13 protein-coding genes are annotated in these 13,043 nt (G+C 52.3%); 9 read left to right on the forward strand and 4 right to left on the reverse strand.

Going from position 1 to position 13,043, the window contains the following annotated elements:
- Positions 1-10: 10 nt before the first annotated feature.
- Positions 11-352, reverse strand: a complete 342-nt coding sequence (locus CDA56_RS15055; protein WP_004851259.1) for a DUF1283 family protein — start codon at positions 350-352, stop codon at positions 11-13.
- Between the two features lie 136 nt (positions 353-488).
- On the opposite strand from CDA56_RS15055, the gene CDA56_RS15060 reads away from it, so the two are divergent.
- The 6 genes from CDA56_RS15060 (at position 489) to CDA56_RS15085 (ending at position 7,097) form a co-directional block, all read left to right on the forward strand.
- Positions 489-815, forward strand: a complete 327-nt coding sequence (locus CDA56_RS15060) for a YnfA family protein (protein ID WP_004851258.1) — start codon at positions 489-491, stop codon at positions 813-815.
- A 206-nt stretch (positions 816-1,021) separates the two neighbouring features.
- A complete protein-coding gene (gene rspA / locus CDA56_RS15065; protein ID WP_102803265.1) occupies positions 1,022-2,236 on the forward strand; it encodes a starvation-sensing protein RspA in 1,215 nt (404 codons plus the stop codon).
- Positions 2,237-2,250: 14 nt separating this feature from the next.
- Complete coding sequence (locus tag CDA56_RS15070) at positions 2,251-3,270, forward strand: Zn-dependent oxidoreductase (protein ID WP_038424569.1); 1,020 nt, start codon at positions 2,251-2,253, stop codon at positions 3,268-3,270.
- 43 nt (positions 3,271-3,313) lie between these two features.
- A complete protein-coding gene (locus CDA56_RS15075; RefSeq protein ID WP_029946863.1) occupies positions 3,314-4,690 on the forward strand; it encodes an MFS transporter in 1,377 nt (458 codons plus the stop codon).
- A 234-nt stretch (positions 4,691-4,924) separates the two neighbouring features.
- Positions 4,925-6,388 (forward strand): mannitol dehydrogenase family protein, encoded by a 1,464-nt coding sequence (locus tag CDA56_RS15080; RefSeq protein WP_064377334.1) that lies wholly within the window; start codon positions 4,925-4,927, stop codon positions 6,386-6,388.
- Positions 6,389-6,665: 277 nt separating this feature from the next.
- Complete coding sequence (locus tag CDA56_RS15085; protein ID WP_025105778.1) at positions 6,666-7,097, forward strand: universal stress protein; 432 nt, start codon at positions 6,666-6,668, stop codon at positions 7,095-7,097.
- Positions 7,098-7,140: 43 nt separating this feature from the next.
- Here CDA56_RS15085 and CDA56_RS15090 read toward each other — a convergent pair whose 3' ends face one another.
- Together CDA56_RS15090 and ydfG are read right to left on the reverse strand one after the other, a co-directional pair.
- Positions 7,141-7,827, reverse strand: a complete 687-nt coding sequence (locus CDA56_RS15090) for a GntR family transcriptional regulator (protein WP_004851246.1) — start codon at positions 7,825-7,827, stop codon at positions 7,141-7,143.
- 90 nt (positions 7,828-7,917) lie between these two features.
- Positions 7,918-8,667: a bifunctional NADP-dependent 3-hydroxy acid dehydrogenase/3-hydroxypropionate dehydrogenase YdfG gene (gene ydfG, locus CDA56_RS15095; protein ID WP_004851244.1), complete on the reverse strand. Its 750-nt coding sequence runs from the start codon at positions 8,665-8,667 to the stop codon at positions 7,918-7,920.
- Positions 8,668-8,838: 171 nt separating this feature from the next.
- On the opposite strand from ydfG, the gene dcp reads away from it, so the two are divergent.
- Positions 8,839-10,881 (forward strand): peptidyl-dipeptidase Dcp, encoded by a 2,043-nt coding sequence (gene dcp, locus CDA56_RS15100; protein ID WP_102803264.1) that lies wholly within the window; start codon positions 8,839-8,841, stop codon positions 10,879-10,881.
- Between the two features lie 152 nt (positions 10,882-11,033).
- Here the strand turns inward: dcp and CDA56_RS15105 are convergent, their stop codons facing one another.
- Complete coding sequence (locus tag CDA56_RS15105; protein WP_306011233.1) at positions 11,034-11,612, reverse strand: tyrosine-type recombinase/integrase; 579 nt, start codon at positions 11,610-11,612, stop codon at positions 11,034-11,036.
- Here CDA56_RS15105 and CDA56_RS15110 point away from each other — a divergent pair.
- The gene (locus CDA56_RS15110) at positions 11,508-12,425 is read left to right on the forward strand and encodes an endonuclease/exonuclease/phosphatase family protein (protein WP_133163271.1); all 918 of its coding nucleotides are present in this window, start codon (positions 11,508-11,510) and stop codon (positions 12,423-12,425) included. The two genes, CDA56_RS15105 and CDA56_RS15110, sit on opposite strands and share 105 nt — an antisense overlap.
- The gene (locus CDA56_RS15115) at positions 12,412-12,903 is read left to right on the forward strand and encodes a hypothetical protein (RefSeq protein WP_064406410.1); all 492 of its coding nucleotides are present in this window, start codon (positions 12,412-12,414) and stop codon (positions 12,901-12,903) included. The genes CDA56_RS15110 and CDA56_RS15115 overlap by 14 nt, the downstream gene beginning before the upstream one ends.
- The last annotated feature ends 140 nt before the right edge of the window (positions 12,904-13,043 follow it).

Consider the following 13,043-nt stretch of genomic DNA (forward strand, 5'->3'; position numbering starts at 1 on the left):
GCGCCATTCATTACGGGGTAATGGTGCGACCGGTGCGGCGGTCAAGGCAGCGCAGGGTGTTAGGCTCCCAGTACGCGTTGACGTTCGCGCTCTTCTGGCAGTTGTCCTGGGCGTCAAAAGCCACGTCGGCTTTATCCCACTCTTTTTCGGCGCGCTTGTTGACCTTCTGGCGTAAAGTGCGGGTGTCATTCCACTGCTCTTTTTCCATGGCGGCCTGCTGGCGGCTCTGGGCGCTGTCGCCGGATTCGATGACCAGCTTGTCCGTTTTGGCGAATGACGATGCGGTAAAGACCACCGCGCTCAGCGCCAGCAGGGCAGTCAGGCACCAGCGTTTGTTCAGTGTTGTGTTCATCACGATTTCCTTTAAGCGATTCCCTTGGATTGAGTTTACTACATCTCCTTTCGACGGCATACCCGACAAAACAGAGTAAACGACGGCCATTATTGCGTAGAATGCGTTAACGCTTGTTCAACTTACGACGCTTTGCATGTTAAAAACCACGCTGCTTTTCTTTGCTACCGCCCTGTGCGAAATCATTGGCTGCTATTTACCCTGGCTTTGGTTAAAACGCGGGGCGACGCCCTGGCTGCTGATGCCGACGGCCCTGGCGCTGGCGCTTTTTGTCTGGCTTCTGACGCTGCACCCCGAGGCCAGCGGACGGGTTTATGCCGCTTACGGTGGGGTATACGTGTGTACTGCGCTGCTGTGGCTGCGCTTTATCGATGGCGTCAAACTCAGCCACTATGATTGGGCCGGCGCGCTGGTTGCGCTGTGCGGCATGCTGATTATTGTGGCCGGCTGGGGACGCGCATAGCCTTCTTATACTGAGTGAGCCGGGCCAGGTGATGCTGTCCCGGCCCATCTCTTCCTGCCTTCTCGCTCGCTTTCTCTGTTCACGCCGCTTTTATCCCCGATGGGATACTGTGATCTGCCGCGTCTTTTTCGATCGTTATACTTGTATGGTAGTAGGTCTGATGGTTTACTTTTACCCACTAACCGCACAGAAGTAAGGAATGAGAAATGAAGATCGTTGCCGCTGAAGTTTTCGTCACCTGTCCGGGGCGCAACTTCGTCACCCTTAAAGTCACCACTGATGACGGGATCGTCGGGTTAGGTGACGCGACGCTAAACGGTCGCGAGCTGTCCGTTGCGTCCTATCTGCGGGATCATCTCTGTCCGCAGCTGATTGGCCGCGACGCGCATCGCATCGAAGATATCTGGCAGTTTTTCTACAAGGGCGCCTACTGGCGTCGTGGTCCGGTCACGATGTCGGCGATTTCCGCTATCGATATGGCGCTCTGGGATATCAAGGCGAAAGCCGCAGGCATGCCGCTATACCAGCTGCTGGGCGGGGCTTCGCGCGAAGGCGTGATGGTCTACTGCCACACTACGGGTCACTCCATCGATGAAGTGCTGGATGACTACGCGCGCCACAAAGAGAAGGGGTTTAAAGCGATTCGCGTGCAGTGCGGCGTGCCGGGGATGAAAACCACCTACGGGATGGCGAAAGGTAAAGGGCAGGCCTACGAACCGGCAACCAAAGGCCAGTGGCCGGAAGAGCAGCTGTGGTCTACCGAGAAGTATCTCGATTTTACGCCACAGCTGTTTGCCGCCGTACGCGAAAAATTTGGCTTTAACGAGCATCTGCTGCACGACATGCATCATCGCCTGACGCCGATTGAAGCGGCGCGTTTTGGCAAAAGTATTGAAGATTACCGCCTGTTCTGGATGGAGGATCCGACCCCGGCGGAGAATCAGGCGTGTTTCCGTTTAATTCGCCAGCATACCGTCACGCCGATTGCCGTCGGAGAAGTCTTCAACAGCATCTGGGATTGTAAACAGCTGATCGAAGAGCAGCTGATTGACTATATCCGCACCACCATTACCCACGCAGGCGGGATTACGGGGATGCGTCGGATCGCCGATTTTGCCTCGCTTTATCAGGTACGCACCGGTTCACACGGGCCGTCCGATCTTTCTCCGGTCTGCATGGCGGCCGCGCTGCACTTCGACCTGTGGGTGCCGAATTTTGGCGTCCAGGAATATATGGGCTATTCCGAACAGATGCTGGAAGTCTTCCCGCACAGCTGGACGTTTGATAACGGCTATATGCATCCGGGTGAAAAACCGGGGCTGGGAATTGAGTTCGATGAAAAACTGGCCGCGAAATACCCCTATGAACCGGCCTATTTGCCTGTAGCGCGTCTGGAAGACGGCACGTTGTGGAACTGGTAAAGAAGGAAGTCAAAATGAAAAGTATCGTGATTCGCCAGCCCAACGAACTGGTGATTGAAGATCGTCCTATCCCGCAGCCTGCCGCGGGCGAAGTGCGGGTAAAAATTAAGCTGGCGGGGATATGCGGTTCCGATAGCCATATTTATCGCGGCCACAATCCGTTTGCCAAATACCCGCGCGTTATTGGCCATGAATTTTTTGGCGTTATCGACGCCATCGGAGAAGGGGTTACCGACAAAGCCATCGGCCAGCGGGTCAGCGTTGATCCGGTCATCAGCTGCGGCCATTGCTATCCTTGCTCGGTGGGCAAACCAAACGTTTGCACCTCTTTGGTGGTGCTCGGCGTGCATCGGGATGGCGGCTTTAGCGAGTACGCGGTGGTGCCGGCGAAAAATGCCTGGCAGGTTCCGGACAACGTGACGGACAGACATGCGGTGATGATTGAGCCTTTCACTATCGCGGCCAACGTTACCGGGCACGTTTCGCCAACCGATCAGGATATCGCGCTGGTCTACGGCGCCGGGCCAATGGGCCTGACGACCATTCAGGTGCTGAAGCGGGTGTATCGCGTTAAGCAGGTCATCGTGGTCGATCGCATTGATGAACGCCTGGAGATGGCCCAGCGTAACGGCGCGGATTGGGTGATTAATAACAGCGTCGTGCCTCTGACGGATACGCTGAAGGCGGAGGGGGTACTACCGACGCTGATTATCGATGCGGCCTGTCATCCCTCGATTCTACAAGAGGCGGTCACCCTGGCTTCTCCGGCGGCGAGAATTGTTTTAATGGGATTCTCGACGGAGCCTTCGCAGGTTGCACAGCAGGGTATTACCGGCAAAGAGCTCTCTATTTTCTCGTCGCGTCTTAACGCCAATAAATTCCCGGTGGTCATAAAGTGGCTGGAACAAGGCTTAATTAACCCGGAGGAGCTGATTACTCATCAATTTGCTTATCAACATGTTATCGATGCACTGGAGCTTTTTGAAAATGACAGGAAACGTTGCTGTAAGGTTTTATTAACCTTCAGCCAATAACAACAGGTGCGGACTCTGTATTCTACAATTAGAGATAATCATTATGACTACCGTAAAAAATGAGAGAACCACTTCCGATCTCATTCGTGCAGCCGTATCTGGTTGGTTAGGCACGGCACTGGAGTTTATGGATTTCCAACTCTATTCCCTTGGCGCAGCGCTGGTTTTCCATGAGATTTTTTTCCCGGAGCAATCCGCCGCCATGGCGCTGATTCTGGCAATGGGAACCTACGGCGCGGGCTATATTGCGCGGATCGTCGGCGCCTTTATTTTTGGTAAAATGGGCGACAGTATTGGGCGCAAGAAGGTTCTGTTTATTACCATCACCATGATGGGGATCTGTACCACGCTTATTGGCGTGCTGCCAACCTATGCCCAGGTTGGTATTTTAGCGCCGGTGTTGCTTGTGACTTTACGTATTATTCAGGGGTTGGGCGCCGGGGCTGAAATATCAGGTGCGGGTACCATGCTGGCGGAATATGCGCCGAAAGGTAAGCGTGGAATTATCTCTTCGCTGGTGGCTATGGGCACCAACTGCGGTACGTTAAGCGCCACGGCTATCTGGGCGGTGATGTTCTTCGTGCTGGACCGTGAACAGCTCGTCGCGTGGGGATGGCGAGTGCCGTTCCTGGCAAGCGTAGTGGTGATGATCTTTGCCATCTGGCTGCGTCTCAATCTGAAAGAGAGCCCGGTTTTTGAGAAAGTGAGCGAAGACAGCGTCCTGCAGAAAGAGATAGCAACCCAGGAAGGTACCTTTAGCGCCATGCTGAAAAGTAAGTCCTTCTGGCTGGCGACGGGTCTGCGCTTCGGACAGGCGGGAAATTCAGGATTGTTGCAAACTTTCCTCGCGGGCTATCTGGTACAAACATTACTGTTTGATAAAGCTATCCCTACCGATGCGTTAATGATTAGCTCTGTTATCGGCTTTATTACCATCCCATTTCTTGGGTGGCTGTCTGATAAAGTGGGGCGTCGCTTACCCTATATTATCATTAATATTTCAGCCATTATTCTGGCGTACCCCATGCTGTCGATTATTGTGGATAAGAGCTATAGCGCGAGCACCATCATGGCGTCACTGATCGTCATTCATAATATCGCGGTATTGGGTCTGTTTGCGCTGGAAAACATCACCATGGCGGAAATGTTCGGTTCACGTAATCGCTTTACCCGCATGGCAATTTCAAAAGAGGCGGGGGGATTAGTCGCCGTAGGCTTTGGCCCGGTGCTGGCCGGTATTTTCTGCAATATGACCGGTTCCTGGATGCCCATTGTTGTGATGCTGGTGTGCTACTCCATCATTGGCTTAATTTCCGCCATTCTGATGCCTGAAGTGCGCGACCGCGATCTGAGCTTGCTGAATGACGCCGCAGACTGCGCGCCGCAGAATAAAGCGGTGGGTAACGGGCAATATATTTAAAAAACACAAACTCCGCACCGAATGATGATCGCCGTAAATAACATTATGCCGGGCCATTAGCCCGGCATTTTCACTCTTTTATACTCAGAAATAGCGAAAGTATAACTCGTCCGTCTTCTTGTATGGTAGTTGATAAAAGTCAAAGATATCATACCAATTGCATGAGATGGTTTATTTCACCAGCCGGTTCCCACTTACCGTGGGGATCCAGAAATCATAAGTATGAGAGCCACCATGGAACATATGCTATTAACAGCGAACGCCACGCTGCCAGCTTACGATCGCAACGGTCTTATTCCGCGCATCGTTCATTTGGGCTTTGGCGCATTTCATCGCGCTCACCAGGCGGTATATGCCGATATTCTGGCGACAGAACACGGCAGCGACTGGGGCTATACAGAAGTGAACCTGATCGGTGGCGAGCAGCAAATCGCCGATCTGCAACAGCAGGATTTACTTTACACCGTCGCCGAAATGTCGGCGGATGCCTGGACCGCCCGCATTGTTGGCGTGGTCAAAGAGGCGATGCATGCCCAGGTCGATGGTCTGGAAAGCGTGCTGGCAAAAATGTGCGAGCCTCAGGTCGCTATTGTGTCATTGACCATTACCGAAAAAGGCTACTGCCACTCGCCGGCCAGCGGTGAACTGCAGTTAGATCACCCGTTGATTGTTGCCGATTTGCAAAACCCTCATCAACCGAAATCCGCGCCGGGCGTGGTGGTAGAAGCGCTGGCACGCCGCAAGGCGGCAGGTCTGCCGGCTTTCAGCGTGATGTCCTGCGACAATATGCCGGAAAACGGTCACGTCATGCGTAATGTCGTCTGCGCCTATGCCCGCGCCGTCGATGCCGAATTAGCCGAGTGGATTGCGCGCAGTGTCACTTTCCCTTCTACCATGGTTGACCGCATCGTACCGGCGGTGACGGCCGAAACGCTGGAGAAAATTGAACAGCTCACCGGCGTTCGCGACCCGGCCGGCGTCGCCTGCGAACCGTTTCGTCAGTGGGTCATTGAAGACAACTTTGTCGCCGGTCGTCCGCAGTGGGAAAAAGCCGGCGCTGAGCTGGTGTCGGACGTGCTGCCCTTTGAAGAGATGAAGCTGCGCATGCTGAACGGCAGCCACTCGTTTCTTGCCTGGCTGGGCTATCTGGCGGGATACCAGCATATTAATGACTGTATGCAGGACGAAAACTACCGTCGCGCCGCGCGTGCGCTGATGCTGGAGGAGCAGGCGCCGACGCTGAACGTGCAGGGTGTGGATCTGGCACGCTATGCCGGTCTGCTGATCGAGCGCTATAGCAACCCGGCGCTGAAGCACCGCACCTGGCAGATAGCGATGGACGGCAGTCAGAAACTACCGCAGCGGATGCTGGATTCGATTCGCTGGCACCTGGCGCATGGCGGCGACTTTACGCTGTTGGCAATGGGCGTCGCGGCCTGGATGCGCTATGTCAGCGGGGTGGATGACCAGGGGCAGGCGATTGAAATCTCCGATCCTTTACTGCCGGTAATTGCGCAAACCGTACAGAATAGCGCAGACGGCGAAGAACGCGTGCGCGCGCTGCTGGGTATTGAGGCTATTTTCGGTGCCAGCCTGCCCCAGGAGAGCCGTTTCGTGAACGCGGTGGTTCGCGCTTATTTATCCCTGCAGCAGCACGGCGCAAAAGCGACCGTAGCGGCCTGGGCTCAGGCAAACTAATTTATTTCACCCGCGTGCCGCCGGTCCCGGCGGCATTGCCCTCATGCTTTATCCCTGAACGCTTTTCCCGCCAGAAATATATTTCGCGTCAGGCGCAATCTTTGATCCAGATCGTTGAATATACATAACTTTATCTAACAACAGTTAAGTATAAATAACTGATGTCTATTTTAATGAATTAAATATTTATCTGGGTGATTATTCATTCTCCTGGTGAAGTAAATATGGCATGATGAGTTAACTTACTAAGTTTCCTCAGAAAAAAGGAGAACGGACTATGTACAAAAAAATTTTGCTGCCCGTAGACGTTTTTGAAATGGATTTAAGTGACAAAGCGGTTCGCCATGCTGAGTTTTTAGCATCAGCGGATGAAGGGGAGATTACGCTGCTCAACGTTCTGCCGAACAGCAGCAGCTCAATTTTACGCGGTTTTGCGGCCGATATACGTAAGTTTGAGGCCTATATGCGTGAGGAATCGGAGAAAAAGATGAAGACAATATCCCGTCTGTTCTCCATTCCCGCCGAGCGGATTCATTCCAGAGTGGTCTTTGGCAACGTGCGCGATGAAATTCTGGCGGTGAGCGGCAATGAGGATTTTGACGTTATCGTTATTGGTTCCCGCAAGCCGGGTATATCCACTCATCTTCTTGGTTCAAACGCTGAGTCGATTTTACGTCACGCTAAAATACCGGTTCTGGTTGTCAGGTAAGTCAATTTCTAGCGGCAGATAACCTGTTCTGCCGCAACTCGTTTTATTCCTCGCTGAACCAGTCGCTGTTTTCCTGACGAACAAGCAGCACGGACTCGCTAATTTCTTGCAGATGCAGGCGCATGGCTTTTTCAACCGCATCCGGATTGCGGGCGACCAGCGGCTGGAAAATATCATAGTGCTGACGCAGCATCATATCGGGTGGGGTCACATGATCGAGGCTCATATAGCGCACCCGGTCAATGGTGGCTTTAATATTCTCGACGGTATCCCAGGCGAGCTGGCAGTCGGCGATTTGCGAGAGCTTCTGGTGAAATTCGTCATCCAGCTGGAAAAAATCCGTTAACTGCTGCCGCTCCACCGCCGTACGCTGCTGATTGAGATTTTGCTCAAGCTGGTAGAGCTGTTCATCATTCACCATTCCTGCGGCGCGTCGCACCACGGCGCATTCGATGGCCTGGCGGACAAAACAGCCGTTACGCACCTGCGAGAGCGAGATTTTATTCACATAGCTGCCGCGCTGCGGACGGATCTGAATTAAGCCATTTTCAGCCAGTTTGATAAAAGCTTCGCGTACCGGTTGCCGGGAAACGTCAAAGCGCACGGAGACTTCTTTTTCCGAAAGAGGGGTGCCTGGCGGGATCAGACAATGGACGATATCCCGACGCAGGATACGATAAATTTGCTGATTAACGGGCTGTGTCGGATTCAGTTGTGCTTCTGCGGCCATGGATGATTACTTTTATATGAGGTATTTGCGCTATTTTACGCGTTTTTTGTCTTCCAGCCCAGACCCGGCCCGCGGGCCGGGTTACAGAGCTTAGCCCTGGCGGTGCACGTTCAGTCCGGCAAAACTTTGGCTGACCGGCATGATTTCCAGGGTATTAATGTTGACGTGTTTTGGCAGGGTTGCGACCCACCAGACCGCTTCGGTGACGTCTTCCGGAGTCAGAGCCTGGGTATTTTCGTAAGCTTTCTCGGCTTTAGCGTCATCACCTTTAAAGCGCACGTTAGAGAATTCGGTGCCACCGACCAGACCGGGCTCAATATCGGTCACGCGAAGGGCGGTACCGTGAAGATCGGTACGAAGATTGAGGCTGAACTGACGCACAAACGCTTTGGTCGCGCCGTAGACGTTACCGCCAGCATAAGGCCAGGCGCCGGCGACCGAACCGATATTGATTACGTGGCCGCGATTACGCTCAACCATTCCCGGCAGAACGGCGCGGGTCATATACACCAGCCCTTTGTTATTGGTGTCAATCATGTCTTCCCAGTCTTCAATGTTGGCTTTATGCGCGGGCTCCAGTCCCAGCGCCAGCCCGGCATTATTGACGAGAACATCAATCGCCTGCCAGTCTGCCGGCAGTCCGGCAATCAGCTCTTCAATGGCTGCACGGTTGCGCACGTCCAACTGGGCGGTATAAAGGTTCTCGCCCAGCTCATCTTTAAGCGTTTTCAGGCGTTCTTCGCGACGCCCGGTGGCAATCACTTTGTGACCGTTAGCGATAAAACGGCGAGTTATGCTTTCACCAAAACCCGCTGTTGCTCCGGTAACCAGGATAATCATCTTACTGTTCCTCAACGATTTTTGTGTCTTCATACCATAGCACGCGATCCCGGCGACGGGTAATGGAAATCACCAGACCTCCCCGCCGAACGCGGCGGTGAACAGAGTAATCATTGCGGTCAATCAATGAGTTGCCTAATCTTACAGAATAATCGTGTTCAGGAGATGAAGATGTCGGAGAACAATCCTTTTTTTAGCGTCAGTCTGCTGCCTTATCAGGCGCCGCGTTTCGATTTGATTGACGTGAGTCATTACCGTCCGGCCTTCGACGAGGGCGTTCGTCGCCAGCGCGCAGAGATTGCCGCTATCGCGAATAACCCGCAGCCGGCTGATTTTGCCAACACGCTGGAAGCCCTGGAACAGAGCGGCCAGCTGCTGGCTCGGGTAACCAACGTCTTCTTCGCTATGGCGGGCGCGGAGACCAATCCGGCCATTCAGGCGCTTGATGAGCAGTTTTCCTCTGAGCTGGCGGAACTGGCGAATGATATCTGGCTCAACGATGCCCTTTTTCAACGCGTGAAGCAGGTGTGGGAGCGGCGAGAGTCGCTCTCCCTTGACGCCGAATCCCGACGCCTGCTGGAGGTGACCTGGCAACGCTTTACCCTTGCGGGAGCCACGCTTGCGGACGATCAAAAAGCGGCGCTTCGTGCGCTGAATACCGAAGCGGCAGCGCTGCAAAGCCAGTTTCAGCAGCGCCTGCTGGCGGCGGTAAAATCTGGCGGTCTGGTGGTGGATTACGCTCATCAGCTCGCAGGGCTTAGCGACGATGAGATAAGCGCAGCGGCAGAAGCCGCGCAGGAGAAGGGATTAGGTGGTCGCTGGTTGCTGTCTTTACTCAATACGACCCAGCAGCCGGCGCTGGTTTCGCTGCAGGACCGGCAGACGCGAGAGAATTTGTTTGCAGCAGGCTGGACGCGAAATCAGAAGGGCGATGCGAATGACACTCGCGAGCTGGTACTGCGGCTAGCGGAGCTCCGCGCGCGCAAAGCGCAGCTGCTGGGCGCTGATGACTTCGCCAGCTGGTCAATGGCCGATCAGATGGCGGGCGATCCGGCAGAGGCGTTTGCCTTTATGCGGCGAATCGCCCCGGCGGCGAAGGCGCGGGCCGAGCAGGAGCTGGCGGATATTCAGCAAGTTATTGATAATGAAGGCGGTGATTTCCGCGCGGCGGCGTGGGACTGGCTCTATTACGCCGAGCAGGTGCGCAGGGCGAAATTTGCCATCGATGAAGCGCAGCTCAAGCCCTATTTTGCCCTCGACCGCGTCCTGCGCGACGGCGTGTTCTGGACGGCGACACAGCTGTTCGGTATTCGCTTTGTCGAGCGATTCGATATTCCGGTTTATCATCCGGACGTGCAGGTATGGGAAATTATCGACGCTAACGGAGAGGGAATTGCGCTGTTCTACGGCGACTACTTCTCGCGGGACAGCAAAAGCGGCGGGGCGTGGATGGGCGTATTTGTTGAACAATCCACCCTGCGTGCGCAGCATCCGGTAATTTATAACGTCTGTAACTACCAGAAACCCAAAGCCGGACATAGCGCGCTTCTTTCCTGGGATGAGGTCATCACCTTATTTCACGAATTTGGGCATACCCTGCACGGCCTGTTTGCCAGCCAGAAGTATGCCAGCCTGTCGGGAACCAATACGCCGCGCGATTTTGTTGAGTTTCCTTCACAGATTTATGAACACTGGGCCAGCGAGCCGCAGGTATTTGCCCACTATGCGCGGCACCATCAAACCGGGGAAATCATGCCGGCCGCGCTGCGCGACAGCATGTTCCGCGCGGCGAAGTTTAATAAAGGCTACGACATGAGCGAACTGCTCGCAGCGGCGCTGCTGGATATGCACTGGCATAGCGTGAGGGAGGATAAACTCCCGGACGATGTCGATGCGTTTGAAGCCGCGTCCCTGCGTGCGGAGAATATGGATCTGGCCGCCGTGCCGCCGCGCTATCGCAGCAGCTATTTTTCGCATATTTTCGGCGGCGGCTACGCGGCAGGCTATTACGCTTACCTGTGGACGCAGATGCTGGCGGATGACGGCTACCAGTGGTTTGTTGAGCAGGGTGGTTTAACCCGTGAAAACGGCCAGCGCTTCCGCGAAGCGATTTTGTCTTGCGGCAATAGTACTGATTTAGCAGAACTTTATCGCCAGTGGCGCGGACACGATCCGCAGATTGAGCCGATGCTGGAAAACCGCGGGCTGAGCTAGCCGAGCGTTTTGACGAGTAGAAGAAGACCGGGCGCAGCGCCCGGTTTTTATCCAATTTTTTCTTCCCCAAAATCCCTCCAAAACTTTTCCCCAAAATAAATCTTTAAATTTTGCTAAATTTGCATGGGGGTACGGCCCAATTTTTCACGTAGCTACACCTTCACTTTCACCCAGTCGAGACCTCGATCGTTATGATACTGCGCGGTCATTTTTTCCGATGAGTGCCCTAACAGCTGTTGGGTGTTGATTCCCTGAGCCTCGTACAGACGTTCGGACAGCGAGCGTTGCTCATGGAAAGTAGGCATTGTTTTCCCTCTTTCAACGGAAAGGTTGGTGCTATCCACTGCGAGTTTGAAGGAAACGCTAAGACTGTTCTCGCCAACCTGATCACTAGCTTTTACTTTACCGCTGGACGTTACGTGGTGAAGAAGCCACGGGCTAACAACCCGATCCCTACAGCGCTTGATCACTTGTGCCAGGCTAACGTCCAGCACCTCACTGCGCAAACTGAGTGGAATAGCAAGTTTCACACCTGTCTTTTGTTGCTTAACGTGCAGGTATCCCTCCCAAACCGATACATCGTTGCTATAATGTGAAGCATTATTAAATGCATGGGGAGAGGGGGCTTGGAATTTATATTCGCATTTTGGAATTGCGCGATTTCGCCACCAGGTATTAAGGAGATGCGTGCGCCTGCCAACATGGCTGATGCGGTTGAAGTTATTGTGGATTTATTTACCAGCAAAAAAATAATGTTTTTAGCTTTATGTGAGGTAAATAAGGACTCATTTAATCATATATCCAGCGAGCTTGGTAAACTTGGGTTATCACTTTCAGCTCAGTTTTTACCAGACAGAACATTAACTGGAGCAGAGTTTGATGTCGGTTATATTTATGAATCAGGTGAAATTAGCGTTATACAAGGTATGGCACATACCGCTAGACTAGGAACATCTATAGTAAAAGTTGCTCAACAATTGATTATTGTTATTAATGGGGATGCTTCCTCTGTCATAAATATTTTTGTCTCGCATTGGCCAAGTCAACTCCGTAAAATTGCGGATGACTTTAGAGACGAATGTTCTAAAGGTTTAAGACGTTATATCGAGCGTTTCATTGAGGGGGGGCAACTGGTTATATTAATGGGGGATTATAATGATGAACCATATTCACAAAGTTTGTTCAAAAACATACGCGCAACAAACGATAGAGCCTTAGTACTTTCAGAGCCTAATTTTTGGTTATATAACCCGTACTGGAAGGCTCTTGCTGCTAGAATGCCATTCACTATAGATGAGCAACAACATGACTTTGGGACGTGTTATAGCAAATCAGGTAATCGCAATCACTGGTCTACGTTCGATCAGATCATTTTTTCAGGCCATTTTCTCCATTGTGGGCCATGGTATCTTAAAGAGTCTTCTACGGGAGTAGTTTTGACTGACAAACTACGTGTTGCCATAATGGATAGCAAGCATTATTTTGACCACATGCCGGTTATTGGATGTATATGTAAAAGAGAGGTTAAAAATGTTTCAGTTTAAAGAACTTATCAAAACTGGTATGGGCGAAGCGAATAGAGTTGAGAAAAACCGCGAGAGCGTCGATAAGGTTTTTTCCTCGTTAAATAGTGAGCTGGCTGATGAAACTGACGGCCTGTTTACCATTGAACGCTACATACAAAAACCTAGTGCATTTGCAGAAATAGCAAAAACTTATGCCATTATAAATCAGAGTGCTCCTCCACTTGTCTCATTAGATAGTAAAGGTTCTACTGGAACATTAAAGATAGTTCTAAGCAGTGGTGGGAATGCCTCTATTGCCCGTTGGGAGCAAGATCCTGATGGGTACCCTTTCACAATTGAATTTATGGGTGAACGAACAGACTGCTGGGATCAGGAAGGGTTGGTCAATGCGTTAGGAAAAATTGTTGTTTCTGGACAACTATGGTTAAAAGTTAAAGAACTACAATCAAAAGCCTTAAAGGCTTCAGAGCAAAATAATACCGAAAAAAATGATTAGCTGCGGTATGTTTTTGACCATTACAGTTTCTTTCATAACTAACTATTTGTTTGTTAGCAATTATCAATTCTGTGGTAAAAGTCCTTTAGAGCAAATGCCAAGCAGTACAGTTAGAAGTGAGCTATTATCCCCTCAGCACC

This window comes from Klebsiella michiganensis, from assembly GCF_002925905.1.
Classification (GTDB): domain Bacteria; phylum Pseudomonadota; class Gammaproteobacteria; order Enterobacterales; family Enterobacteriaceae; genus Klebsiella; species Klebsiella michiganensis.

Bases quoted from the DNA above. Each gene is read 5' to 3' on its own strand.
- CDA56_RS15090 (WP_004851246.1), bottom strand. From the start codon at position 7,827: ATGGCCGCAGAAGCACAACTGAATCCGACACAGCCCGTTAATCAGCAA.
- CDA56_RS15055 (WP_004851259.1), bottom strand. From the start codon at position 352: ATGAACACAACACTGAACAAACGCTGGTGCCTGACTGCCCTGCTGGCG.
- CDA56_RS15115 (WP_064406410.1), top strand. From the start codon at position 12,412: ATGTTTCAGTTTAAAGAACTTATCAAAACTGGTATGGGCGAAGCGAAT.
- CDA56_RS15080 (WP_064377334.1), top strand. From the start codon at position 4,925: ATGGAACATATGCTATTAACAGCGAACGCCACGCTGCCAGCTTACGAT.
- CDA56_RS15070 (WP_038424569.1), top strand. From the start codon at position 2,251: ATGAAAAGTATCGTGATTCGCCAGCCCAACGAACTGGTGATTGAAGAT.
- dcp (WP_102803264.1), top strand. From the start codon at position 8,839: ATGTCGGAGAACAATCCTTTTTTTAGCGTCAGTCTGCTGCCTTATCAG.
- CDA56_RS15060 (WP_004851258.1), top strand. From the start codon at position 489: ATGTTAAAAACCACGCTGCTTTTCTTTGCTACCGCCCTGTGCGAAATC.
- ydfG (WP_004851244.1), bottom strand. From the start codon at position 8,667: ATGATTATCCTGGTTACCGGAGCAACAGCGGGTTTTGGTGAAAGCATA.
- CDA56_RS15075 (WP_029946863.1), top strand. From the start codon at position 3,314: ATGACTACCGTAAAAAATGAGAGAACCACTTCCGATCTCATTCGTGCA.
- CDA56_RS15085 (WP_025105778.1), top strand. From the start codon at position 6,666: ATGTACAAAAAAATTTTGCTGCCCGTAGACGTTTTTGAAATGGATTTA.
- rspA (WP_102803265.1), top strand. From the start codon at position 1,022: ATGAAGATCGTTGCCGCTGAAGTTTTCGTCACCTGTCCGGGGCGCAAC.